Genomic DNA, 25,403 nt, shown 5'->3' with positions numbered 1-25,403 from the left:
CCGAAAGGATACGCGTAACACGGTCCGCATTCGATACCTCTACGCTGTGCCTTACCGGATGCACGCCCGTTCATCTTCGAGACGGGTGGCACCTTCGGCCAGTTGATCAAGGAGGATTGAAATGTCCAAAAAAACTTCACGCTTTCTCGCCGTTGCCGCCGCATCGCTCGCACTGAGTCTCGGAACCGCGTTCGCCGCACAGCCTCAGGGCGGCGAAGGCGGCATGGGCCATGGCGGCCCGGGCTGGCACCACGGCGGCTTCATGAAGGAACTGAACCAGTTGCACGGGCAACTGAAGCTGAACGCGGATCAGGAAAAGCAATGGCAGGCCGCGCTCGACACGATGAAGCAAAGCCATGAAGCGGAACGCGCGAACCACGAGCAGATGCGCCAGCAGTTCAAGCAGATGCAGCAGCAACCGATTCTCGACCTCAACGCGATGCATGCCGCGCACCAGCAGATCGAGCAGAAAGATGCGCAACTGCGCGAGCAGACGGCGACGGCATGGCTGAACTTCTATAACGGCCTGAACGACCAGCAGAAGACCACCGTGAGCACCGCGCTCAAGCAGCACTTCGCGAAGATGGAGCAGCGCCACGAAAAGATGCGCGAGCGTTGGGAAAAGCATCGCGGCGACGCAGCGGCTTCCGCGGTCAAGCCTTGAGCGTTGTGCTGCTGGTTCGACGCGGGCGCAGCGGCGAGGTCGGCCGCAGCGGCGCGCTGTGCGCCGCTGCGTTCAGGCACGCACGCGCGTGAGCGTGCGGTTGCGGGCCGACGCGACAGTCGGATGCCGGGCCCACGAAAAACAGAACGCCACGGAACAGGCTTGCGTGGCGTTTCTTCATCGGCGATGCCGATGCACAGCTGAACGACAGCGCGCTTAGCGCAACTGCCCGAGATCGAACAGCAGCACTTCGGCGCCTTCACCCTTTTCCAGCGTGACGGTCGATGCGTCGGTGATCATCGCCGCGTCGCCCGCCTTCAGCGCTTCGCCGTTCACCGTCAAGCCGCCGCGCGCGACGTGCACATAGGCCTGGCGCCCCGCTTCGAGCACATACTCGGCGCGCTCCGCGCCGTCGAGCAGACCGGCGTGAATCGATGCGTCCGCGTGAATCGTCACCGAACCGTCGCGTCCGTCCGGCGAGACGACCACGCGCAGCCGTCCGCGCTTGTCAGCGTCGTTAAAGCGCTTTTCCTCGTAGCCCGGCTGGTCGCCGCTGCGCTTCGGGATGATCCAGATTTGCAGCAAGTGCAGCGGCTCTTCCCGCGACCCGTTGAATTCGCTGTGCATCACGCCCGTGCCCGCGCTCATGCGCTGCACGTCGCCGGGTCGGATGGTCGAGCCGTTGCCCATGCTGTCGCGATGCGACAACGAGCCGTCGAGCACATAGGTGACGATCTCCATGTCGCGGTGCCCATGCGTGCCGAAGCCCTGCCCCGCCGCGATCCTGTCCTCGTTGATCACCCGCAGCGGACCGAAGTGCATATGCTCGGGGTCGTGGTAATCGGCAAACGAGAAGCTGTGCTTCGCCTTCAGCCAGCCATGGTCTGCGTGGCCTCGTTCGTCGGAGCGGCGAATCGTCATCATGTGACTCTCCCGTAAAAATTGGCGATGACGGGAATGTATGGGCTGCGGGCGCCCTGGACAATCCGCACCGCTGCACCGCATCGTTTCGCAAATGACGGCAATGCAGCAGCCATGCGATGCGCGCCGCCTAGGCAACCGTGCGCCCGGACAACGCGGGCGGCATCCCGCAATGCTGCGCCGCGCGCGCATGTCTCTGGAAGCAAAGGGCTTTCTCGCGCCTCGAACACTGGCACCGCGCGCGGGTTCGGGTAAAATACCGCGCTTTTTGGGAACGGGTCGACGCGCGCACCGCTCCCGGACGAATGGCCGCGCCCGCCGCCAACGGCCAGGCAGCACAGGGGAAAGCGCCCGGCGGAACGGACGGACTGGCGAGACGAAGCCGGGCCGGCCGTAAAACCGCCGCCAATTCAGGCGGCATATTTTTGTCCGCCTAGAATGGCGACGGCCGGCTGCGAGGCGGCTCTCGCCCGCGCAGGCGGACACGGCGGCGATCGGGGAAGTCAGGAGAAACATGAAGAAGCTCGCACTGTGCGTAGCGCTCGCAGCCGCGGCCACGGGTGCCATGGCAAAAGAATGGAAAACCGTGCGCATCGGGGTCGACGCCAGTTATCCGCCGTTCGAATCGATGGCGCCGAACGGCCAGATGGTCGGCTTCGACGTCGATCTGACGAAGGCGCTGTGCGCGAAGATGAACGTCAAATGCGTGTGGATTGCCCAGGATTTCGACGGCATCATTCCGGCACTGAAGGGCAAGAAGTTCGACATCATCGTGTCGTCGCTGACCGTCACCGACAAGCGCCGCGAGCAGATCGACTTCTCCGACAAGCTGTTCGACGCGCCCGCGCGCATGATCGCGAAGGCGGGCTCGACGCTCCTGCCGACGGCGGGATCGCTGAAAGGCAAGCGCGTCGGCGTCGAGCAGGGCTCGACGCAGGAAACGTACGCGAAGGCGTACTGGGAGCCCAAGGGCGTGACGATCGTGCCGTACCAGAACCAGGATCAGGTCTACGCGGATCTGGCGACGGGGCGTCTGGACGCCGCGTTGCAGGATGAGCTGCAGGCCGACTCCGGCTTCCTGAAGACGCCGCGCGGCAAGGGTTTCGCCTGGGCGGGCCCGGAAGTAAAGGACGCGAAGACGATCGGCGAAGGCACGGCTATCGGCGTACGCAAGGAAGACGGCGAGCTGAAGGCGAAGCTCAACAAGGCGCTCGCCGACATCCATCAGGACGGCACGTTCAGCAAGCTCGAAAAGCAGTATTTCGACGTGGATATCTACGAGAGCCGCTAGACGTCGTGTCAGCGAAACCCGGAACATCGGCGTCGCGCGGCACAGGCTCGGGGCTCGCCCGAATGGGCTCGCCGCCGGGCTTCGTAATACAGTCGGACCCTGAGTAGCAACAACGCAGCAACAAGCTGGAAAACGCGCTGCCGCCGGCAACGGCCAGGCAGTCATGATTCGCACAGCGGCATGCTGTGCGCCGCACGGGAGACATCGAAGGCAACGGCTGGACCCGCCTTCGGACGAACCGCCGCAGCGTACGCAGTCCGCGTCTTTCGCGGCGCGCGGGAGCGTCGTCAAGGACTCACTATGCTCTTTCAAGGCTACGGCCCACTCATCTTTGCTGGCACGGTGCAGACCGTGAAACTGGCAATCCTGTCGCTCGCGCTCGCATTTTTGCTGGGCCTGCTCGGCGCGGCAGCGAAACTGTCGAGAAACCGGGTGTCATACAGCATCGGCACCATCTACACGACCCTGATACGCGGCGTCCCCGATCTCGTGCTGATGCTGCTGCTCTTCTACAGCATCCAGATCTGGCTGAACAATCTCACTGACATGCTCGGCTGGGACCAGATCGACATCGATCCTTTCGTCGCCGGCGTCGCCGTGCTTGGCTTCATCTATGGCGCGTACTTCACGGAGACCTTCCGCGGCGCGTTTCTCGCCGTGCCGCGCGGCCAGCTCGAAGCGGGCCACGCTTACGGGATGACGGGCTGGCAGGTGTTCTCGCGGATCATGTTCCCGCAGATGATGCGCTTCGCGCTACCCGGCATCGGCAACAACTGGCAGGTGATGGTCAAGGCGACGGCGCTGGTATCGATCATCGGCCTCGCGGACGTCGTCAAGGCGTCGCAAGATGCCGGCAAGGGCACGCTGCGGTTCTTCTTCTTCACGCTGATGGCGGGCGCCATCTATCTGCTGATTACGACGGCGTCGAACTTCGTGCTGATATACCTCGAAAAACGCTACTCGACTGGCGTGCGCAAGGCGGAACTATGATCGAGCTGATCCAGGAATACTGGCGCAACTATCTATATACGGATGGCTACCGCTTTACGGGCGTCGTCATCACGCTGTGGCTGCTGGTCGTGTCGATCGGCCTCGGCTTCTGCCTGTCCGTGCCGCTCGCGGTTGCGCGCGTGTCGAAGAAGAAGTGGCTCGCGAGCGCCGTGTGGCTGTATACGTATATCTTTCGCGGCACGCCGTTGTACGTGCAACTGCTGCTCTGCTACACGGGCCTCTACAGCCTCGAAATCATCCGCTCGAACGCGCTGACCAACGCGTTCTTCCGCGACGGCATGCACTGCACGCTCCTCGCGTTCACGCTGAACACCTGCGCGTACACGACGGAAATTTTCGCGGGCGCGATCAAGGCGACGCCGTACGGTGAAATCGAAGCAGCGCGCGCGTACGGCATGTCGCAGTTCACGCTGTACCGGCGCGTCATCCTGCCGTCGGCGCTGCGCCGCGCGCTGCCGTACTACAGCAACGAAGTGATCCTGATGCTGCACGCGACGACGGTCGCCTTCACCGCGACCGTGCCCGACATCCTGAAGATCGCGCGCGACGTCAATTCGGCGACCTACCGATCGTTCGACGCGTTCGGCATCGCCGCGCTGCTCTACCTGATCATCTCTTTTGCGCTCGTCTGGCTGTTCCGCCGCGCCGAGCGCCGCTGGCTCGCTTATCTGCGCCCGCAAGGCAAGTAAGTACGGCGAATAAGCAAGTCAAGGAACCCGATGAACACTCCTCAAGCCACACAGCAAATGCTTTTCGTCGACAACCTGCACAAGCAGTACGGCGACAACGAAGTTCTCAAGGGCGTCTCGCTCAAGGCGAACCGCGGCGACGTGATCAGCGTGATCGGCTCGTCCGGCTCGGGCAAGAGCACGATGCTTCGCTGCATCAACTTCCTGGAGCAGCCGAACTCCGGGCGCATCTTCGTCGACGGCCAGGAGATCCGCACACAGAAGGACAAGCACGGCGCGCTACGCGTGTCGGATCAGAAGCAGTTGCAGAAGATGCGCACCAAGCTTTCGATGGTGTTCCAGCACTTCAACCTGTGGACGCACATGACGGTGCTCGAGAACATCATCGAAGCACCACTGCACGTGCTCGGCATTCCGCGCAAGGAAGCTGAGGAGCGCGCCCGCACGTATCTCGAGAAAGTGGGCCTCGCGCCGCGCGTCGAGAAGCAGTATCCGTCGCATCTGTCGGGCGGCCAGCAGCAGCGTGTGGCGATCGCCCGCGCGCTGACGATGAACCCCGACGTGATGCTGTTCGACGAGCCCACTTCCGCGCTCGACCCCGAGCTCGTCGGCGAAGTGCTGAAGGTCATGCAGACGCTCGCCGAGGAAGGCCGCACGATGATCGTCGTCACGCATGAAATGGCGTTCGCGCGCAACGTGTCGAATCACGTGATGTTCCTGCATCAGGGGCGTGTCGAAGAGGAAGGGCATCCTGACGAAGTGTTCAGGAACACGAAGAGTGACCGCCTCAAGCAGTTCCTGTCGGGAAGCCTCAAATAAGGCTTCAGGAATGTAGTCTATGTAGTATTACAGGGCGCTTACCGGCGCCCTTTTTCATGCCTGTGCGATGCCCGCGCGGCACGCTTGTTCCTCTTTTCACACGGCCTCAAAGCTTCGGCGTCCCAACATCTGCGCGAACGACAGCGCGAAATGCGCATACTCCCGCCGATTTCTCCCGTCAATAGTGGCAATCCTTGACCCAAGCCATTAACAACGGTGAATCCCTTGCCGGATAAGGCTTTGGGCCCGTTTTGCGGCCACCTGCAAGCCACTTGTCTTGCAATGGTATTGCAATTTAGAGACACCTTTACCGAGCATCACTAATTTATTCGCCAACCGAGGGGTATTTTGCTAAATTAGTAACGAAAGTAGCAAAACAAAGTTCAAGAAAAGTAGTTTCACTTCAAAACTAACGAACAGGAGATACCGGTCGCGAAGGATCGGCAAGACGATCAGACGGCTCCCGAGGCTGTGCGTCGATAACACCACCGATCACCCGCCCATCTCCCGCAGCAAGATTCCTGCTCGGCGCCGATGGCGTCCGGGCACTACTCGCAGTACTGGCGTTACTTTTTGACAGGGTATGGAGGAGAAGATGAAGAAAGTTTTGGCCGCCGCAGCGCTGCTGACCTTTGGCGTTGCTGCACACGCACAGAGCAGCGTGACGCTGTATGGGCGTCTGGACGCTGGTCTGGAGTACATGAATGGTGTCCCGACGAACCAGGTAAATGGCTCGGCAACGAGCGGCACGCACCGCTTCCGCGCGGAAAGCGGCGACTGGGGTACCAGCCTGTGGGGCTTGAAGGGTGCTGAAGATCTGGGCGGCGGCTACAAGGCCGTGTTCCAGTTGGAAGGCTCGTTCAACACGATGACGGGCGCGGGTCCTGGCGGCGGCGGTCTCTTCAATCGCTGGGCAACCATCGGCTTCGCGAGCGACCAGTACGGTACGTTCACGATGGGCCGCATGCTCTACATCTCGAACGGCGTGTGGGACTTCGACCCGTTCGGTCAGTCGAACTGGTCGTCGGCGTCGCTGGTGCGTGGCCGCAACTGGCCGCAATCGAGCAACAACGTAGCCTACCAGTCGCCGAAGATCGCTGGCTTTGACTTCTACGGTCAATACGCGCTGTCGAACGCGACGAACTGGAACGGTAACGGCACGACTCCGCAAGGCCGCGAAGCCGGCGCGCAGGTCACCTACACCTCGTCGCTGTTCCAGGTTCGCGGTATCTATGACGAAATCCGCAACCCGGCAAACGGCGGCCTGTTCGGCCCGAACCCGGCGGCAGCAGACCCGACCAACACCGGCAACATCGGTACGGGCGTGTTCGCAGCATCGCGTGAGTACTCGGCTCTCGTGAACGTGTTCCTCGGCCAGTTCAAGATCCAGGCCGCTTACCAGGCGATCCGCTCGTCGGGCGCGACGAACTATCTGCCGGGTACGCCGACCACGCTCGATCACGAGTGGGGCGGTATCACGTGGCAAGCAACGCCGGCTGCAGCTCTGATCGCGGCCGTCTATCACGTGAACGCGAACAACGGCGGCGGCAACGCGACGATCTACACGGTTGGCGGCTCGTACAACCTGTCCAAGCGCACGCTGCTCGACCTCCAGGTCGCGACGACGCAGAACAGCAAGACGGCTAACTTCGGCCTGAACGCCAACAACGCCGGTACGGCAGTCGCAACCGACAACCCGCTGCCGGGCCACAGCCAGACGGGCGTGTACGCAGGTATCCAGCACTCGTTCTAATCGAACGGTGTCGACAGAACGGCTTTAACAGAAACAGTTTTCACGCTGCTGCGAGAGGCGCGTATCGGTGCGATGTCCGAAAGGGTGTCGCACCTTTTTTTATTTCAGCGAGCGGCAATGCGACAGCATCGTGAGGCCCATCGCTCGTGCATCGGGGCACCGGCGCGGTGCAACGCCGGCGCTCTACGTTGAAACTGAACGGCTCACACGGCCGCTTCGTTCTCCTCACCCGTACGAATGCGGATCACGCGTTCGACGTCCGCGACGAAAATCTTGCCGTCGCCAATCTTGCCCGTGCGCGCCGCGCCGATGATGGCATCGATCACCTGATCCGTCTGGTCGTTCGCGACGACGACTTCGATCTTCACTTTCGGCAGGAAATCGACGACATACTCGGCGCCGCGATAGAGCTCCGTGTGCCCTTTCTGGCGGCCAAAGCCTTTGACCTCCGTGACGGTCAGCCCCGTCAGGCCGACTTCGGCGAGCGCTTCGCGGACTTCGTCGAGCTTGAACGGTTTGATGATGGCTGTGATTCGTTTCATGGCGGGCCTCGTCTCGGTTCGAAAAAAGGAAGGTTCAGATGCGTTGATTCTACGCCGCACCGCACACGTTGCCAGCACTGCGCATGACAACGCGTGCAGCAACGCGCGCTTTAAGGCAGATAGAGACAGCTTTCAGGCGGCTTTGTCCGGAACGGTTGCGAGATCATCCGTCCATACGGTCGCTTCCGAGTCGCTCGGCGCACGCCAGTCGCCGCGCGGCGACAGCGAGCCGCCCGAGCCGACCTTCGGCGCATTCGGCACGCAGGTCCGCTTGAACTGGCTCGTCTTGAAGAAGCGCCACAAAAAGATGCCGAGATTACGCTTGATGGCAGCGAGATCGTACTCGTTGCGCACGACGTGCGCGCCTTCCGGCCAGCCGCCCTGCTCCCTGTCGCGCCATGCGTGCAGCGCGAGGAACGCGACCTTCGACGGCGCGAAACCATAACGCAGGATGTAGTACAGATTGAAGTCCTGCAATTCGTACGGGCCGATGAAAGACTCCGTCTTCTGTTCGATCGCGCCTGCCGATTTGCCAGGCACGAGCTCAGGACTGATTTCGGTGGCGAGCACGTTGAGCAGCGTATCCGAGCCGTCCTTGCCGACTGCGCCCGTCTCCGCGACCCAGCGCACCAGATGCGTGATCAGCGTCTTCGGCACGCTGGCGTTCACGCTGTAGTGCGACATGTGATCGCCGACGCCATACGTGCACCAGCCGAGTGCCAGCTCGCTCAGATCGCCCGTGCCGATCACGATGCCGTTGTGGAAGTTCGCGAGACGGAACAGATGATTGGTGCGCTCGCCCGCCTGCACGTTTTCGAACGTGATGTCGTACGTCGCCTCGCCCGCCGAGTACGGATGGCCGAGGTCCTTCAGCATCTGCTCGCAGCTTGGCCGGATATCGATTTCCATCGACGTGCAGCCGACCACGTCCATCAACTCGCGCGCCTGCTTCAGCGTACGGTCGCTGGTCGCGAAGCCCGGCATCGTCACGCCGATGATGTTGGTGCGCGGCAGATTCAGGCGGTCCATCGCCTTCGCGCAGACGAGCAGCGCATGCGTCGAGTCGAGCCCGCCCGACACGCCGATCACGACCTTCTGGATATTCGATGCCGATAGCCGCTGCACGAGCGCCTGCACCTGAATGTTGTAGACCTCGTTGCAGCGCTCGTCGCGGCGGCGCGTATCGGCGGGCACGTACGGGAAACGCTCGACCTTGCGCGTGAGCGGCAGCGCGTGCGAGGTGTCGTGCCCGATCGCGAAGCGCACGATCTGAAACTTCGCGGCCTCTTCCTTGTGACGCTGCACCGACATGCCGAACGTTGTCTGCCGCATGCGCTCGTGCGACAGACGCTCGAGATCGACGTCCGCGAAGATCATGTGCGAGTCATCGAGAAAGCGCCCGGACTCGGCGAGCATCTCGCCGTTTTCGCAGATCAGCGCCTGGCCGTCCCAAGCCATATCCGTCGATGATTCGCCGCGTCCCGCCGACGTGTACAGATACGCGGCAAGACAGCGCGCCGACTGCTGGCCGACGAGCTGATGCCGGTAGCCCGACTTGCCGACCACGATGTTCGACGCCGACAGATTCACGAGCACGGTCGCGCCCGCGAGCGCCGCGAACGACGACGGCGGAATCGGCACCCACACGTCCTCGCAGATCTCGACATGAAAACGGAAGTCCGGCACGTCGGTCAGTTCGAACAGCAGCGACGCGCCGAACGGCACCTGCTTGCCGAGCAGTTCGATGTCGCGTGCGACGGCGCTGTCGGCGGGTGTGTACTGGCGCGCTTCATAGAACTCGCCGTAATTCGGCAGATAGCTCTTCGGCACCACGCCGAGCACGGCGCCGCGCGCGACGACGACGGCACAGTTGTAGAGGCTGTGGTCCACCTGCAGCGGCATGCCGACGATCAACGCGACAGGCAGCTTCTTCGACGCGTCGACGATCTTTGCCAGCGCTGTCTTGCATGCGTCGAGCAGCGCGCTTTGATGGAAGAGGTCATCGCAGGTGTAGGCGGGCAAACCGAGCTCGGGAAACGCGACGAGCGCCGCGCCCTTCGCGGCCGCATCGTGCGCGAGCTTGAGCGTCTCGTCAGCGTTGAAGGCCGGGTCCGCGACACGGCAGCGCGGCACGCCGACCGCGACGCGCGCGAAGCGGTGCGAATACAGATTGAAGAAGTTGCCTTTCATGTCAGAGATTCCTTCGGGCGCGCGTGCCGGCGATTGAACGAGATCGGACACATGGACGGCACACGCGAAACGGCTGCTATCGGTCAGCGTAGATGATAAGCCGTAAGCGCATTCCAGGTCTCGATCAATGCGCGGGCGGGACAGTCTCACGCCGATCACGAAGCGGCCCGCGAGCCACGCCGCGCGCTTCGCGGGCGCATTTGCATTAACATGGCCGTTCGTCGCGCCACGGTCCGTTCAGCGCCCAACGCCATCGCAGCGATGGCGTCGTGGACAAGTCGCGCGGGACATCAAGCGGCGGCGGCGCCGGACGCGCAAGCCTCGCGTGTCGGCATCACCCGCCCCCCGCCCCATCACGCCGCGCGCCCACGCAGGCACGCAGCAAACAGAATCGCCAACGGTCGAACAGATTGAACCAGGAACGTTTTGATTACCGCGCGGGCATTCTCGCTTCGCCGCTCGAAGTGGACGCCGCCGAATGGAACGCGCTGCTCAGCCGGCAGGCGCAACCCACGCCATTCCTGAGGCACGAGTTCCTCAGCGCGCTGCACACGGCGCAATGCGCCGTCGCGAATACGGGCTGGGCGCCGCAATTCGTCACGCTCACCGATCCGCGCACGGGCAAGCTGGCGGCCGCCGCGCCCGTGTACGCGAAGGGCCACTCGTACGGCGAATACGTGTTCGACTGGGCATGGGCCGACGCATACAAGCGCAACGGACTGCCGTACTATCCGAAGCTCCTGTGCGCGGTGCCTTTTACGCCCGTGCAGGGCACGCGCCTGATCGCCGCCGACGAGCACGCGCTGCGCCATCTCGCCGCCACGCTCGTCGCGTTCGCCGAGCAGGCCGATGTGTCGTCGCTGCACGTGCTGTTTCCGACGGAACGGGAAGCGCAAGCGCTGACGGAGCTCGGCATGATGCAGCGCGAAGGCGTGCAGTTTCACTGGATCAACGACGGCTACCGCGATTTCGACGACTTCCTCTCGACGCTCGAACAGAAAAAACGCAAGAACATCCGCGCCGAGCGCCGCAAGGTGCGCGATGCGGGCATCACGTTTCGCCGTATGCTCGGGGAAGACATCAGCGATGCCGACTGGCGCTTCTTCAGCAAGTGTTATCGGCAAACGTACCGCGAGCACTTTTCGAGTCCGTATCTGAACCTCGACTTCTTCCGGACGATCGGCGCGTCGATGCCGGACAATCTGATGATGGTGATCGCCGCATACGAGGGCAAGCCGATCGCGAGCTCGCTCGTCGTCTATCAGCGCGACGGCGTGAACGCGGGCGGCACGCTCTATGGCCGCTACTGGGGCGCGCTCGAACACGTGCCCTGCCTGCACTTCGAGACCGCGTACTATCAGCCGCTCGAATTCTGCATCGAGCAGAAGCTCGGCGTGTTCGAAGGCGGCGCGCAGGGCGAGCACAAGATGGCGCGCGGCTTCATGCCGACCGTCACGCGTTCGACGCACTGGCTCGCACATCCCGCCTTTTCGGACGCCGTTGCGCACTTTCTCGACAACGAGAAAAATCACATCCACGCGTACGTCGACGAACTGCGCGAACACAATCCTTTCAGGGAATAACAAGGGGTAGGCGCGCGCCATGCCGTGGTTTCTGTATCTGATCGAATGCTCGGACGGCAGCGTCTACACGGGCATCGCCACCGACGTGCAGGCCCGCTTCGACAAGCACTGCAACGGCACGGGCGCGCGCTACACGCGCTCGCGCAAGCCGGTGCGGCTGTTGGCATCGTTCGAACTGACCGATCGTTCGAGCGCGTTGCGCGCCGAGTACCGGGTCAAGCGCCTTGCGCCGATGCAGAAGTGGGAACTGGCGACGGGAACGCGGACGCTCGAATCGGTGCTGCCCGCCGCGATCGAAGCAGAAGCCGCCGATCAAGAGCAAACCTGACACGCGCGGCGACGCGTCTTTGTATTCGCTGCAACAGTGTTTTCAGCAAATGCCCCTCGACGCCGTGTTCGCGCGAACAGATACTTTCCTCACTCCCAATGCGTCGCCCGCTTCGCATCCAGATGAAGGCCGCACGGCCTGAAGGCGACGCACTAACCGATGTGGTTACCGATACCCCGCACGAACCCGCTAAGGTGAAGCAAATGGACGAGAGAAAGCGCGAAAGCATGATTGCCTATCTGCGCCGGCGCATGGCTCAGGTCGGCATCAAGGTCGGCGATCTTGCCGTGGCACTTGCCGAAGACCGCAAGCGTAAGAAAACAGCGCGCTATCGCAATGCAACGGGCGACACGTGGGACGGCAACGGCGCGATGCCGCAGTGGCTTGACCAGGCCGTCAGCGCCGGCCAATCCGTACAGCACTTTGCTATCGAGAAGCCGTTGAAGAAGGCCAACGCGGCACGCGAGGCCGTCGACTGGCGCAACGACCCGTTCGCCGGCAGCCGTCTGGCAACGATGAAGTGACGACGAACCACGCGGCGCATCGTGTGTCGCATGAGGCAGACGCGAGCCGGACGAAAGCCCTTCAAATCCCATCGTGCAAACACAAAGACGCTCCCGAGGGAGCGTCTTTGTTTTTCAATCAGCCATCGCTTGCCGGTTACTTCTTGTAGTTCGCGACGCCTTCGCTGATTTCCTTGTGCGCGGCGTCGACGCCCGCCCAGCCATCCACCTTCACCCACTTGCCCTTCTCGAGCGCCTTGTATTGCTCGAAGAAGTGCTTGATCTGGTCTTTCAGGTATTGCGGCACGTCGTCGACCGACTTCAGGTCCGCCGTCATCGGGCAGATCTTGTCGTGCGGCACGGCGATCAGCTTCGCGTCGACACCCGACTCGTCCGTCATCTGCAGCATGCCCAGCGCGCGCGCGCGGACCACGGAACCGGCCAGCAGCGGGAATGGCGTGATCACGAGCACATCGACGGGGTCGCCGTCACCCGACAGCGTCTGCGGGATGAAGCCGTAGTTGGCGGGATAGCGCATGCCCGTGCCGATAAAGCGGTCGACGACGAGCAGGCCCAGTTCCTTGTCGGCCTCGTACTTCACCGGATCGCTTTGCGCCGGAATTTCGATGATGACGTTGAAGTCTTGCGGAAGGTCTTTACCAGCGGGAACGTGATTGAAGCTCATGGCGCTCTCTGATCAGGAAGAAAGGTGAAACGTGGCGCGCGGCGCGCAATGCGCCTCCGATACTCGCGAAAGACGCGGCGCCGCGACCCGGACACTGCGGAATGCGCCATTATAGCCAATCGGCCGATGACACCCTCGTGGCGATCGGCGCGATAATCGTCCTGCGTCTGGCTGATTCAGATTGTTCCGGCGCTTGCCGCGTGGGCGACGGGCGGACGGGCTCGAGTCGTCGCGGATTTGACTCGCCGTTTGGCCTGCGTTCGTCTCGTGATGGGCTGTCTCACGCGCCATGCCGCGCATTGCGCGCTATGCCAGCCGTTTCGCCCATCACTGCGTACGCGGCACGCCCCGCGCGGGGAACAGCCGCACCCTCTGTCCCTTTTCTTTGTCGCCTGAGCAAGGCAAGGAGCCTGTGTGGAAGAAGCGAAACACTTCATCGGCGGTGAATGGGCCGCGTCGTCGGGCGGGGACCCGATCCCCGTCGTCGATCCTTCTGACGGCCAGCCGTTCACGACGCTCGCGCGCGGCACGGCCGCCGACATCGATGCCGCCGTCCAGTCCGCGCGCCGCGCGTTCGACGGCGCGTGGGGCGCCGCCAGCGCGGCCGAGCGCGGGCGCGTGCTGCACCGGCTGTCGTTGCTGGTCGGCGCGTGCCATGAAGAGCTGGCCCAACTGGAAGCCCGCGACACGGGCAAGCCGCTCAAGCAGGCGCGCGGCGACGCGGCCGCGCTCGCCCGCTACTTCGAGTTCTACGCGGGCGCCGCCGACAAGCTGCACGGCGAAACGCTGCCTTACCAGAACGGCTACACGGTCTTCACGATCCGCGAGCCGCACGGCGTCACTGGCCATATCGTGCCGTGGAACTACCCGATGCAGATCTTCGGGCGCAGCGTGGGCGCGGCGCTTGCCGCCGGCAACGCGTGCGTCGTCAAGCCCGCCGAAGACGCGTGCCTGTCGGTGCTGCGCGTCGCGGAGCTCGCGGCGGAAGCGGGTGTGCCCGCAGGCGCGCTGAACGTCGTCACCGGCTATGGACACGAGGCAGGCGCCGCCCTCGCGCGGCATCCCGGCATCGATCACATCTCGTTCACCGGCTCGCCTGAAACCGGCAAACTCGTCACGCAGATGGCTGCCGAGAACCACGTGCCTGTCACGCTGGAACTGGGCGGCAAGTCGCCGCAAATCGTCTTCGCCGATGCCGATCTCGACGCCGCGCTGCCCACGCTCGTCAGCGCGATCGTGCAGAACGCAGGGCAAACCTGCTCGGCGGGCAGCCGCGTGCTGATTGAGGGGAGCATCTACGAGCCGCTGCTCGAACGGCTCGCCGCGGCGTTCAATGCGCTGCGCGTGGGCCCCGCGCAAGCGGACCTCGACTGCGGACCGCTGATCAGCGCGAAGCAGCAACGCCGCGTGTGGGATTTCATCTCCGATGCGCAGCACGACGGCATCGCGATGGCCGCTCACGGCGAAGTGATCGCGCAAGCGCCCGAAGCCGGGTTTTATCAGGCACCTACCTTGCTGCGCGACGTGCCGCCCACTCACCGTCTCGCGCGCGAAGAAGTCTTCGGCCCGGTGCTCGCCGCACTGCCCTTCAACGACGAAGCCGAAGCCGTCGCGCTCGCCAACAGCACGCCTTATGGACTCGTCGCCGGCATCTGGACGCGCGATGGCGCACGCCAGTTGCGCATCGCGCGCCGCGTGCGCTCGGGGCAGGTGTTCATCAACAACTATGGCGCGGGCGGCGGCGTCGAATTGCCGTTCGGCGGAGTCAAGCATTCGGGACACGGCCGAGAAAAAGGCTTCGAAGCGCTGTACGGCTTCACGGTGCTGAAAACCATCGCGATCAGGCACGGCTGACGCGCAAACCTTACTGATTCATACAAAAACAGGAGACATCATGCGGTTGACCGGCAAAACAGCCATCGTCACAGGCGGCGGCTCGGGCTTTGGTGAAGGCATTGCGAAGACCTATGCGCGCGAAGGCGCGAACGTCGTCGTCAACGACCTGAACGGCGCGGCGGCCGAGCGCGTCGCGAGCGAAATCGCGCTGGCGGGCGGCAAGGCGATCGCCGTCGCGGGCGACGTCACGCGCGCGGACGACTGGAGCGCGTTGCGCGCCGCCGCGATAGAAGACTTCGGTAGCGTGCACATCGTCGTCAACAACGCAGGCACCACGCATCGCAACAAACCCGTGCTCGATGTCACGGAGGACGAATTCGACCGCGTGTACGCCGTCAACGTGAAGAGCATCTACTGGAGCGTGCGGGAATTCGTCCCGTACTTTCGCGAGCGCGGCGGCGGCGTGTTCGTCAATATCGCGTCGACGGCGGGCGTGCGGCCGCGCCCCGGGCTCGTCTGGTACAACGGCAGCAAAGGTGCCGTGATCGTCGCGAGCAAGGCGCTCGCCGTCGAGCTAGGCCCGGACCGCATCCGCGTGAACTGCGTGAACCCCGTGATCGGTGAGACGGGGCTGTTGACGGAGTTCATGGGCGTCGAGGACACGCCCGAGAACCGGCAAAAATTTCTGGCGGGCATCCCGCTTGGCCGCTTCTCGACGCCGCAGGACATCGCGAACGCCGCGCTCTATCTCGCCTCCGACGAAGCGGAGTTCGTCACGGGCGTGTGTCTCGAAGTGGATGGCGGGCGCTGCGTGTAACGGCGGCGCACCGCCCGTGCGCGTGCAATGCGCGCACGGCGCAGCCTCATTGCCTGAGCGCTCGGTGTTTTCCCCGACACCGAGCGGCTTTTCAGCGCTTATTGAAAGATTAGAATCGCGAACGGCGGTACGACATTTCCACAACAACGAGCCTTTGATAGGACCAGCGTTAGACGCCCAGCGCCAACGCCGGTCGATAGGAGACAAGCGTGTCGAGTCCTGCGAATCCACTTCACCGTCCCGGCGCAGGGGCGCCGCCTTCCTCTTTCGAAGAGGCCACATACAGAAAAGTCGCCTGGCGCCTCACGCCACTGCTGATGCTCAGCTATGTCGTCGCGTACCTGGACCGCGTCAACGTCGGCTTCGCGAAGCTTGGCATGAGCGCCGATCTGGGCCTCTCCGACGCCGTCTATGGCTTCGGCGCGGGCATCTTCTTCATCGGCTATTTCATCTTTGAAGTGCCGAGCAACATCATCCTGCATCGTGTCGGCGCGCGGGTGTGGATTGCGCGGATCATGGTGACGTGGGGCATCGTCTCGATGCTGACGATGTTCGTCACCACGCCCACGATGTTCTACGTGATGCGTTTCCTGCTCGGGCTTGCGGAAGCCGGCTTCTTCCCCGGCATCATTCTGTACCTGACCTACTGGTATCCGGCGCACCGGCGCGGCCGCATGACGACGTGGTTCATGACGGCCATCGCGATTTCGGGCGTGATCGGCGGGCCGATTTCGGGCTACATCCTCAAGGCGTTCAACGGCGTGAACGGCTGGCACGGCTGGCAGTGGCTCTTTCTGCTTGAGGGCGTGCCTTCGGTGATCGTCGGCATTCTGGTGTTCATCGTGCTCGACGACCGCATCTCGAAGGCGAAGTGGCTCACGCAGCAAGAGCGCGAACTGCTCGAGCGCAATATTGCCGCCGAAGACGCCACCAAGGAAGATCATTCCGTCGGCAAGGTGATGATGAGTCCGCGCGTACTGCTGATGAGCCTGATCTATTTCTCGTTCGTGATGGGCCTGTACGGCGTGAGCTTCTGGCTGCCGACCATCATCAAATCGACGGGCGTCACCGATGCGTTCATGATCGGCCTGCTCTCCGCGATCCCGTTCGCCGCCGCCGTGATCGCGATGGTGCTCGTCGCGCGCAGCGCGGACCGCATGCGCGAGCGCCGCTGGCACGTCGCGCTGCCGGGGCTCGCGGGGGCGCTCGGTCTCGTGCTGTCCGTCGTCTGGGCGCACGACACGACGCTTGCGATGGCCGCGCTGACGCTGGCGACCATGGGTATCATCACGACGCTGCCGCTGTTCTGGAGCCTGCCGACGTCGTTTCTCGCGGGCACAGGCGCCGCGGCGGGCATCGCGATGATCAACTCGATCGGCAATCTTGCGGGCTTTTTGAGCCCGTATGCGGTGGGCTGGCTCAAGCAGCTGACCTCCACCACCGATTCGGGCATGTATATGCTCGCCGCGTTCATGATTCTGGGCGCGTTGCTCGCGGTCAGTGTGCCGGCGCGGCTGGTGAACAAATAGCGTTTGGGGTTTGCCTGCGCGGCGGCGTGGACTTGCTTTTTGCCCCTTTGCCTCTGCGCGGGCATCCGTGAATGCGGTTTGTTTTTGCCGCTATCGCTGGCGTCCGCGATGCGGTTTGCTTTGCCGCTATCGCTGGCATCCGCGATGCGCCTACCGGCGCGGGCGTTGCCCCGCACAGGGGCAACACCTGCGCCGCGAGGCGCTATCGCGGATGCCAGCGAAGGCGGCAAAAAACATCGCGGATGCGAGCGCATACCAGCGACAGCGGCAAATCACAAACCACATCGCGAACGCCACCGCAAACCGCAAAAAACCAGCGTCGCAGACGAAAACAAACCTCAAACGATATTCATCGCCAGCGCGCTCTGACGGTAGTGCTCGCCCGCTTTCGACGCATCGCCCAATTGCTCATGCAGACGAGCCAGCGCACGGTGCGAGCGGATCTTCAGCGTCTCATTGTCGGCGAGCTTCAATGCCTGTTCGAGGAACGACTGCGCCTTGCCCCACAACTGCTGATGCAGACACAAACGGCCCAGCGCGAACATCAGATCGGCGTCGTCGGGGCGCTCCTTGCGCCACGCCTCGGCCTTCTGGATCAGCGGCAACGCGTCGCCGCCCGTGGTGTCCGGGTAACGCCGCAACAGGCGCGCATCCCAGTTTTGCGCAAGCGCTTCCTCGACGATCCTGCGCGCCTCCTGCGGACGGTTTAGCGCAACCAGCAACTCGGCGGCCAGATCGGCGAGACGCGGTGAATGGCGCTCGACAGGCGTCAGCGAATGCCAAAGTTCGAGCAGCGCGTCAGCGTTGTGCCGGCGATCGCGCAACAGGTTTTCCGCCGCCAGTTGACGCAGCCGCACCGCGACGGCGGGATGAATCGCCTCGCGCTTTTCGAGTGTCTTCACGAGCTTGAGCACTTCGCTCCAGTTCTTCAGCTGCTGTTGCGCACGCAGCGCGATCTGCTGCGCGTGAATCCGTCGGCCGCCCTGCGACTGCATTTCGGTGAGCGCGAGCAGCGCGCCATCGGCGTCGCGGCCGTCGGCGCGCATGTCGGCCGTCGCCATCAGACGCGCGTCCTGCCAGTCCGGTGCGTCGATCTGCGCGAGATACTCGTCGCGGCGCGCGTACTCGTGCATCCGGTGCGCGGCGTTCGCCGCGATCAGGCCCGCCGCGCCCTTGTTGTCAGGATTCGAGAGTGAATCGCGCGCGGCCTTCTCGGCGCGCGAGAAACGGCCCGCATACAGATTGGCGATCGCATCGCGCAGCGCCGAGTGCGCCTTCGCGACACGCTGGCGCGCCCGATACGCGGCCACGCGCTGCGGCATGCGCCAGATGTTGCGCACGATGCGCATCAGCGCATACATCACGATAAACACGACGATGATCGCGACGATGAACAGGTTCAGCGAAATGTCGATGCGATACGGCGGATAGACGAGCAGCACCTGGCCGGTATCGAACCGCCCGACGATCGCGAGCACGACGGCGACCGCGAACAGGAAAGCGAGCCAGAGAAGTCCACGCAGCGCCATGATTAACCCCGGTTCCGGTATTGATGCACGGCCTGCAGGCTCGTGTCGAGGTTCGGCACATCGACGGCGCCCGAGTTGTCGTCGACCTGCTTCACGAGATCGCGCACCGTCTGCACCTTCTTCGACGATGCATCGAAGTAGCGCGCGAGCGCACCGTCCGCGGCATGAAGGTCGGACTTGAGGGTCGTCTGGTTGCGCGCGAGCAGCGCGAGGCGCGCCGACAGCAGGCGCAGCTTCAGGTTCTCGCGCACGAAGTAGCCTTCATCCGGCGACACGAGCATCGCATCGGCGTGATCGATACGGCGCACCTGCACGAGGCTGGTCAACTGCTGCGTGACGCCCGTCACGAGCTGGTTCCACCAGACCTTCCACTTCGGCTCGCCCGTCGCGGCCGCGACCCGGTCGACGTCCTTCGGCGCGGCCGCGCGCGGCGTCGCGTGGGCGATGGGCGCCTCGCCCGAAAGCGGCAACTGGTCGATCTGGTCGATCGCGTTGTCGAGCTTGATCGCGAGGCCCGTCAGATCCGTCGACGGCGCCGACTTCAGCTTGTCGATGTCCTGCGCGATTGCCTTGCGCACAGCCAGCACCTGCGCGCCGTCCGACGCGGCAAGGCGCGTGTCGGCGCTTTGCAGCGCGAACAGTGCAAGTTGTGTGTTGCCCGTCAGCTGCAACTGCTCGCTCGCGGCGGACAGCATCTGGCCGACTTCGGCCATTGTCCAGTCGTCGCGGTTGCGCGCGAGGTCCGCATACTGCTGCTGCAACGCCTGCTGCGCGTTCTGCGCATCGGCAAGCTTGCCTTCGAGCTGCGCCAGCTGCGCGTCGGCCTGGCGCACGGTGGCGACGGCCTGATCGGTCTTCACGCGCAGCTCGGCCGTCTGCGCATCGTTGATCTGCTGCCGGTGCGACAGCTGCTGGTCGAGCTTGATGACCCTGCGGTTCAGCGCAATGCCGCCCGCGACCGCCGCGAAGAACACCAGCGCGATGACAACCCAGAGCAGTCCTGCGCCCTTGCCGCGTTTGGGCTGCTGCATTTCGTAGGGCGTAAAGGGTTGATTCGGCGGCAGCGTGGTGGCGGGCCGCGGCGCGGGATTCGGCGTGGGGTTCGTGGATGCGTTGGTATCAGACATGCGTTCTTGTGCCGGGTTGGACTGGACCGGTTGAACTTCGGGAGGAGCCGCGAGAGACAACAGCGTGCGCGCGATACGTTCATCGCCCGCACCGGACACCGTAATGCTATCAAAACCCAATCCCCGCGCGGTTTCCGCGATGCGTGGATGGGGCGCGACGAGCATCGCGCGCTTCAGTTGCGCCTGCTCGCTCGCGGTCAGATGCTCTTGCGCGAGTTCGCCGAGGTTGCGCACGCCCTCGGAACTCGTGACGAGCCACGCGTGCGGCGTCTTCGATTCGCCCGACAGCAGCGTGTGAATGCGCGACCATGCGCCGATCGACGGCTCGGGCACGAGGCGCCGGTACGCGGCGACCGTCTCGACTTCTGCGCCCGCTTCGCGCAGACGGTCGGCGAGCCATTCGCGCCCGCCGTCGCCGCGCACGATCAGCACGCGCTTGCGTTCGAACGCGTTTTCTCCGAACGACGCTTCGAGCGCCGCATAGAGCGCCTCGGAGTCGAAGCGCGCGCCGTCGTTGTCGTCGGCCACCGCGTGCGGGCTGATCACGTTGTACGCGGGCGCTTCGACGCCGTGCTTCGCGAGCGCAGCAACGCTGCCCGGACCGACCACACCGACGGGCAGCGCATGCGGCCAGATCGCGTCATGGCTCGCGAACGCGTAATCGACGGCATTCGGCGACACGAACACGACGAGCGCGTACTTGTCGAGCGACGCCAGCGCCGCGCGCAGCGGGCCTTCGTCGTCGGCGGGCGCGATCTCGATCAGCGGAAATTCGACGATGCCGACGCCCGCGTCGCGCAGCGCTCCGGCCAGTCCATCGGACTGCCCCGCCGGCCTCGTCAGCACCACGACGAGGCGCGAGCCCGTCGTCTGCGGCGAGCCTGCGCCGTCGCGAGACGGGAAATCGGCGGATGTCGGGTTCGAGCCGGCCGCCATCACGTACTGGTCGCCGGGCCGCTCGCCGTGCTGAGCGCGCGGACGATGTCCATTGCGCCCTGCGCTTCGAGCTGGCTCGCGACTTCGCGGCCTAGTTCGAGCGCTGCGCCCGTCGTCGGCGCGGGCGCGGAGGCCTGCGCGCTGAGCACGCGCTGGCCGTCGGGCGTCGCGACGATGCCGCGCAGATGCAGCGCGCCGTCATGCCACGTCGCGTAAGCGGCCAGCGGCACTTCGCAGCTGCCGCCCAGCGCGCGCGACACCATGCGCTCGGCTTCGACGGCGGCTGCCGTGTGCTCGTGATGCAGCGGCGCGAGCCACGCGGCGAGATCGGCGCGGTCCGCGCGGATCTCGATGCCGAGCGCGCCTTGCCCCGCTGCGGGCAGGCTGTCGGCGGGATCGAGCAGCGACCGGATGCGCCCGCCGAGGCCAAGTCGCTTGAGGCCGGCGGCGGCGAGAATGATGGCCGCGTAGTCGCCGCGGTCGAGCTTGCCGAGCCGTGTATCGAGATTGCCGCGCAGCGGCTTCACGTCGAGCTCTGGATAACGCGCGCGCAGCATCGCTTCACGCCGCAGGCTCGAGGTGCCGACCACGCTGCCGGGCGGCAGTGCGGCAAGCGAGTCGTATGCGTTGGAGACGAAGGCGTCGCGCGGGTCTTCGCGCTCCATGATGGTCGACAGCGCAAAGCCCTCGGGCAGCTCCATCGGCACGTCTTTCAGCGAATGCACGGCGAGATCGGCGCGGCCGTCGGCGAGCGCATTCTCCAGTTCCTTCACGAACAGTCCCTTGCCGCCGACCTTCGACAGCGTACGATCGAGAATCTGATCCCCGCGGGTCGTCATTCCGAGAATTTTTACGTCACAAGATGGATATAATTTGTGCAGCGCACACCGCACGTGCTCGGCCTGCCACATCGCAAGGCGGCTTTCCCGCGACGCGATGACGAGCGTGGCGGGCGGCGTGGGCGCAAGCGTCTCGGAATTCATTGTTTGAGTCATTGAACGACGGGATGTAATAACAAACAATGTTAGCACGCGCTTTGGCAACCTCTCGCTGGCCGCACGGCCATGCCGAAGCAGTTCGACGGAGGAAACGAGCCTGCCCCGGTCTGTCTGGCAGCCCGTTCCGAAGCCGACCCGATCGTGACCCGCGTGGCCGCCAGAAGCCCCAGCACGGTCGTGCGCGCGTCGATGCGCCGCATGCGCGATCATTTTATGCGGCGCAACACGCGCAACCGGCCTTTCTCCGCCGCGCGCGCCGCATTGCCGCCGGGCGTCTGCTTCATTGCCCGGCTGTTTGCCGCAGTGCCCGCAGTAACCGCAGTTGCATTTCACCATTCTCTTGACCCTGGCTTTTCCTGAGGAAACATCGTGACGTCTTCCGGATCGGCGCGCCCCGCCCGCCGCACTACTGCCTCGCCCGACGCTGCCAGCACGGCATCGGCCGCCTCCGCCGCCAAGGCCGCCAAGGCCCTGAAAGCAACCCAAGCCCTCGACTCCGCCAAAACCGGCAAATCCACGAAGACCAAGGCCGCCACGACCAAAGCGGCCAAGGCGCCCAAGGTGGAGATCAACGGCGCTTCGAAACGCATCAGGGGTGACGGCGACGGCCAGCCCGAAGCCGCGCAGCAAGCGATGAAGAACGGCGCGCTGAAGGACAGCGCCCGCACGCGCGAGGACAAGGACCAGCCGCTTTTCGAGGACATCCGTTATCTGGGGCGGCTGCTCGGTGACGTGGTGCGCGAGCAGGAAGGCGACGAAGTGTTCGAGGTGGTCGAGGCGATTCGTCAGACGGCCGTGCGCTTTCGGCGCGAGGACGACAGCGTCGCCGCGCAGACGCTCGACAAGAAGCTGCGCGCGCTGTCCCCGGAGCAGACGGTGAGCGTGGTGCGCGCGTTCAGCTACTTCTCGCATCTCGCGAACATCGCTGAAGACCGCCACCGCAATCGCCGGCACCGTATTCACGACCTCGCCGGCTCGTTGTCGCAGCCGGGCACCATCGCGCATTCGCTCGACCGTCTCGTCGAAGCGAACGCGGCCGCGACGCCCGTGCTCCAGCAGTTCTTCAACGACGCGCTGATCGTTCCCGTGCTCACGGCACACCCGACGGAAGTGCAGCGCAAGAGCATTCTCGATGCGCAGCACGACATCGCGCGGCTGCTCGCGGAACGCGACCAGCCGCTCACCGCGCGCGAGCGCCTGAAGAACGACTCGCTGTTGCGCGCGCGCGTGGCGTCGCTGTGGCAGACACGGATGATCCGCGATTCCCGCCTGACGGTAGCCGATGAAATCGACAACGCGCTGTCGTACTACCGCGCGACGTTCCTCGAAGAGATCCCCGCGCTCTACGCCGATATCGAAGAAGCGCTGATCGAGCACGGCATCGATGCGCGCCTGCCGCCCTTCTTCCAGATGGGCAGCTGGATCGGCGGCGACCGCGACGGCAATCCGAACGTCACGGGCGAGACGCTGGAGAACGCGATCACGCGCCAGGCCGCCGTGATCTTCGAGCATTACCTCGAACAGGTGCACCAGCTCGGCGCGGAGCTGTCGGTGTCGAACCTGCTGGCGGGCGCAAGCGACGAACTGAAGGCGCTTGCGCAAGCGTCGCCCGATCATTCGCCGCACCGCACCGACGAACCCTACCGCCGCGCGCTGATCGGCATGTACACGCGCCTTGCCGCGAGCGCGCGCGTGCGCCTCGGCGAGGGCGTCGTGCCCGTGCGCAGCGCGGGCCGCGGCGCGCCGCCGATTCGCGCGACGCCGTACGCGGACTCGTCCGAGTTCGCGCGCGACCTGCATGTGCTGATCGATTCCCTCGCCGAGCATCACGGCGCGTCGCTCGCGACGCCGCGCCTGTCGCCGCTGACGCGCGCCGCCGAAGTGTTCGGCTTTCACCTCGCGAGCATCGACCTGCGCCAAAGCTCGGACATCCACGAAGCGGTGATCGCGGAGCTGCTGCGGCGCGCGGGCGTCGAAAGCGACTATGCGTCACTGTCCGAAGCGGACAAGCTGCGCGTGCTGCTCGCGGAACTCGGGCAGCCGCGCCTGTTGCGCTCGCCCTATGTCGAGTACTCGGATCTCGTCAAGAGCGAACTCGGCGTGCTCGAAGAGGCGCGCGTGACACGCGAGAAGTTCGGCGCGCGCGCCGTGCGCAACTACATCATTTCGCACACGGAAACGGTGAGCGACCTCGTCGAAGTGATGCTGCTGCAGAAGGAGACGGGCCTGCTGCAGGGCACGCTCGGCAATCCTGCCGATCCGGCGCGCGCCGGGCTGATGGTGATTCCCCTCTTCGAGACGATTCCCGACTTGCGCAACGCGTCGCACATCATGCGCGATCTGATCGCGCTGCCGGGCATCGACGCCATCATCGAGCACCAGGGCAACGAGCAGGAAGTGATGCTCGGCTATTCGGACAGCAACAAGGACGGCGGCTTCCTGACGTCGAACTGGGAGCTGTATCGCGCGGAACTGGCGCTGGTGTCGCTCTTCAACGAGCGCAACATCACGCTGCGGCTTTTCCACGGCCGCGGCGGCACGGTCGGACGCGGCGGCGGCCCGACGTATCAGGCCATCCTTTCGCAGCCGCCTGGCACCGTCGACGGCCAGATCCGGCTGACGGAACAGGGCGAAGTGATCGCGAGCAAGTTCGGCAATCCGGAGATCGGCCGCCGCAACCTGGAGACCGTGATCGCGGCGACGCTCGAGGCATCGCTGCTGCCGCATGGCAATGCGCCCGCGCAATTGCCCGAGTTCGAGGAAGTGATGCAGACGCTGTCGGACGCGGCGATGGCGTCGTACCGTGCGCTCGTCTATGAAACGCCGGGTTTCACGGACTACTTCTTCTCGTCGACGCCGATTGCGGAAATCGCCGAGCTGAACATCGGCAGCCGTCCGGCGTCGCGCAAGCTGCAGGACCCGAAGCAGCGCAAGATCGAGGATCTGCGCGCGATTCCGTGGGGCTTCTCATGGGGCCAATGCCGGTTGCTGCTGACGGGATGGTATGGGTTCGGCAGCGCCGTCGCCGGCTGGCTCGATGCGTCGGAATCGAACGTGGAGCGCGAGCGTCGTTTGAACCTGCTGCGCAAGATGCACAAGACGTGGCCGTTCTTCTCGAACCTGCTGTCCAACATGGACATGGTGCTTGCCAAGACCGACCTCGCGGTTGCGTCGCGCTATGCCGCGCTCGTCACCGACAAGAAGCTGCGCAAGCACGTGTTCGAGCGCATTGTAGCCGAGTGGGAGCGCACGTCGAACGTGCTCGCCGAGATCACGGGCAATAAGGAGCGACTCGCGGATAATCCGCTGCTCGCGCGGTCGATCAAGAACCGGTTTCCGTATCTCGACCCGTTGAATCACCTGCAGGTGGAGCTTTTGAAGCGCCATCGCGCGGGGGATTCGAATGTGCGCGTGCGGCGCGGAATTCATTTGACGATCAATGGGATCGCGGCCGGGTTGAGAAATACCGGGTAAGGGTTTGATCTTGCCCTGCGGGCGGCGGCTCTTTGTTGGGGCGTCGCCTGGTCCGGTTTTTTCTGTCTGCGACGCCTGATCGGTTTTTTTTTTGCCGCTGGCGCTGGCATCCGCGATAGCGCCTCGCGGCGCAGGTGTTGCCCCTGTGCGGGGCGGCACTTACTTTCTTTGCCGCGGC

Annotated in this window: 21 protein-coding genes; 14 read left to right on the top strand and 7 right to left on the bottom strand. The window is 64.4% G+C overall.

Going from position 1 to position 25,403, the window contains the following annotated elements; genetic code table 11:
- The first annotated feature begins 121 nt into the window (after positions 1-121).
- A complete protein-coding gene (locus tag J8I87_RS18165) occupies positions 122-664 on the top strand; it encodes a periplasmic heavy metal sensor (protein WP_209933061.1) in 543 nt (180 codons plus the stop codon).
- A 216-nt stretch (positions 665-880) separates the two neighbouring features.
- On the opposite strand, the gene J8I87_RS18160 is transcribed toward J8I87_RS18165, so the two are convergent.
- Positions 881-1,588 carry a pirin family protein gene (locus J8I87_RS18160; protein ID WP_209933059.1) on the bottom strand — a complete coding sequence of 236 codons (708 nt, stop codon included), beginning with the start codon at positions 1,586-1,588 and terminating at the stop codon, positions 881-883.
- A gap of 511 nt (positions 1,589-2,099) precedes the next feature.
- Between J8I87_RS18160 and J8I87_RS18155 the strand changes: the two genes are divergently transcribed.
- The 5 genes from J8I87_RS18155 to J8I87_RS18135 all read left to right on the top strand — a co-directional run bounded on the left by J8I87_RS18155 (position 2,100) and on the right by J8I87_RS18135 (position 7,148).
- On the top strand, positions 2,100-2,876 hold the full coding sequence (locus J8I87_RS18155; protein ID WP_209933058.1) for an ABC transporter substrate-binding protein: 777 nt from the start codon (positions 2,100-2,102) through the stop codon (positions 2,874-2,876).
- Between the two features lie 300 nt (positions 2,877-3,176).
- Entirely contained in the window at positions 3,177-3,866 is a 690-nt protein-coding gene (locus J8I87_RS18150; protein ID WP_209933057.1) for an ABC transporter permease, read from the top strand.
- The gene (locus J8I87_RS18145; RefSeq protein WP_209933056.1) at positions 3,863-4,576 is read left to right on the top strand and encodes an ABC transporter permease; all 714 of its coding nucleotides are present in this window, start codon (positions 3,863-3,865) and stop codon (positions 4,574-4,576) included. Before J8I87_RS18150 ends, J8I87_RS18145 begins: the two co-directional genes overlap by 4 nt.
- Positions 4,577-4,606: 30 nt before the next feature.
- Positions 4,607-5,395, top strand: coding sequence for an ABC transporter ATP-binding protein (locus J8I87_RS18140; RefSeq protein ID WP_280923080.1), 789 nt, complete (start codon positions 4,607-4,609; stop codon positions 5,393-5,395).
- A 595-nt stretch (positions 5,396-5,990) separates the two neighbouring features.
- Complete coding sequence (locus J8I87_RS18135) at positions 5,991-7,148, top strand: porin (protein ID WP_209933055.1); 1,158 nt, start codon at positions 5,991-5,993, stop codon at positions 7,146-7,148.
- A gap of 203 nt (positions 7,149-7,351) precedes the next feature.
- Here J8I87_RS18135 and glnK read toward each other — a convergent pair whose 3' ends face one another.
- Together glnK and J8I87_RS18125 are read right to left on the bottom strand one after the other, a co-directional pair.
- Positions 7,352-7,690, bottom strand: coding sequence for a P-II family nitrogen regulator (gene glnK / locus J8I87_RS18130; RefSeq protein WP_008342452.1), 339 nt, complete (start codon positions 7,688-7,690; stop codon positions 7,352-7,354).
- A gap of 132 nt (positions 7,691-7,822) precedes the next feature.
- Complete coding sequence (locus tag J8I87_RS18125) at positions 7,823-9,880, bottom strand: NAD(+) synthase (protein WP_209933053.1); 2,058 nt, start codon at positions 9,878-9,880, stop codon at positions 7,823-7,825.
- A gap of 410 nt (positions 9,881-10,290) precedes the next feature.
- Here J8I87_RS18125 and J8I87_RS18120 point away from each other — a divergent pair, with 410 nt between their 5' ends.
- From J8I87_RS18120 to J8I87_RS18110, 3 genes are all read left to right on the top strand, one after another.
- Entirely contained in the window at positions 10,291-11,463 is a 1,173-nt protein-coding gene (locus J8I87_RS18120; protein ID WP_209933052.1) for a GNAT family N-acetyltransferase, read from the top strand.
- A gap of 19 nt (positions 11,464-11,482) precedes the next feature.
- Positions 11,483-11,791 (top strand): GIY-YIG nuclease family protein, encoded by a 309-nt coding sequence (locus J8I87_RS18115; RefSeq protein WP_209933051.1) that lies wholly within the window; start codon positions 11,483-11,485, stop codon positions 11,789-11,791.
- Between the two features lie 203 nt (positions 11,792-11,994).
- The gene (locus tag J8I87_RS18110; protein WP_209933050.1) at positions 11,995-12,315 is read left to right on the top strand and encodes an H-NS family nucleoid-associated regulatory protein; all 321 of its coding nucleotides are present in this window, start codon (positions 11,995-11,997) and stop codon (positions 12,313-12,315) included.
- 136 nt (positions 12,316-12,451) lie between these two features.
- Here J8I87_RS18110 and ppa read toward each other — a convergent pair whose 3' ends face one another.
- Complete coding sequence (gene ppa, locus J8I87_RS18105; RefSeq protein WP_209933049.1) at positions 12,452-12,979, bottom strand: inorganic diphosphatase; 528 nt, start codon at positions 12,977-12,979, stop codon at positions 12,452-12,454.
- A gap of 414 nt (positions 12,980-13,393) precedes the next feature.
- On the opposite strand from ppa, the gene J8I87_RS18100 reads away from it, so the two are divergent.
- From J8I87_RS18100 to J8I87_RS18090, 3 genes are all read left to right on the top strand, one after another.
- Positions 13,394-14,833 carry an aldehyde dehydrogenase family protein gene (locus tag J8I87_RS18100; RefSeq protein ID WP_209933048.1) on the top strand — a complete coding sequence of 480 codons (1,440 nt, stop codon included), beginning with the start codon at positions 13,394-13,396 and terminating at the stop codon, positions 14,831-14,833.
- Between the two features lie 40 nt (positions 14,834-14,873).
- Entirely contained in the window at positions 14,874-15,632 is a 759-nt protein-coding gene (locus tag J8I87_RS18095; RefSeq protein WP_209933046.1) for an SDR family oxidoreductase, read from the top strand.
- Positions 15,633-15,841: 209 nt separating this feature from the next.
- A complete protein-coding gene (locus J8I87_RS18090) occupies positions 15,842-17,161 on the top strand; it encodes an MFS transporter (protein WP_209933045.1) in 1,320 nt (439 codons plus the stop codon).
- A 338-nt stretch (positions 17,162-17,499) separates the two neighbouring features.
- Here J8I87_RS18090 and J8I87_RS18085 read toward each other — a convergent pair whose 3' ends face one another.
- From J8I87_RS18085 to hemC, 3 genes are read right to left on the bottom strand one after another with little or no spacing between them, the layout of a single operon-like run.
- The gene (locus tag J8I87_RS18085; RefSeq protein WP_209933044.1) at positions 17,500-18,690 is read right to left on the bottom strand and encodes a heme biosynthesis protein HemY; all 1,191 of its coding nucleotides are present in this window, start codon (positions 18,688-18,690) and stop codon (positions 17,500-17,502) included.
- A gap of 2 nt (positions 18,691-18,692) precedes the next feature.
- Positions 18,693-20,753 carry a fused uroporphyrinogen-III synthase HemD/membrane protein HemX gene (gene hemDX, locus J8I87_RS18080; protein WP_209933176.1) on the bottom strand — a complete coding sequence of 687 codons (2,061 nt, stop codon included), beginning with the start codon at positions 20,751-20,753 and terminating at the stop codon, positions 18,693-18,695.
- Positions 20,753-21,736 (bottom strand): hydroxymethylbilane synthase, encoded by a 984-nt coding sequence (gene hemC, locus J8I87_RS18075; RefSeq protein ID WP_209933043.1) that lies wholly within the window; start codon positions 21,734-21,736, stop codon positions 20,753-20,755. Before hemC ends, hemDX begins: the two co-directional genes overlap by 1 nt.
- 81 nt (positions 21,737-21,817) lie before the next feature.
- On the opposite strand from hemC, the gene J8I87_RS18070 reads away from it, so the two are divergent.
- Both J8I87_RS18070 and ppc read left to right on the top strand, forming a co-directional pair.
- Entirely contained in the window at positions 21,818-22,111 is a 294-nt protein-coding gene (locus J8I87_RS18070; protein ID WP_209933042.1) for a hypothetical protein, read from the top strand.
- Positions 22,112-22,120: 9 nt separating this feature from the next.
- Positions 22,121-25,225 carry a phosphoenolpyruvate carboxylase gene (gene ppc / locus J8I87_RS18065; protein ID WP_209933040.1) on the top strand — a complete coding sequence of 1,035 codons (3,105 nt, stop codon included), beginning with the start codon at positions 22,121-22,123 and terminating at the stop codon, positions 25,223-25,225.
- Positions 25,226-25,403 lie beyond the last annotated feature (178 nt).

It is taken from the genome of Paraburkholderia sp. LEh10 (assembly GCF_017814945.1).
Lineage (GTDB): Bacteria > Pseudomonadota > Gammaproteobacteria > Burkholderiales > Burkholderiaceae > Paraburkholderia.
The sequence above is the reverse complement of the archived record's forward strand: the minus strand, read 5'-3'. Positions and strand labels throughout refer to the sequence as shown.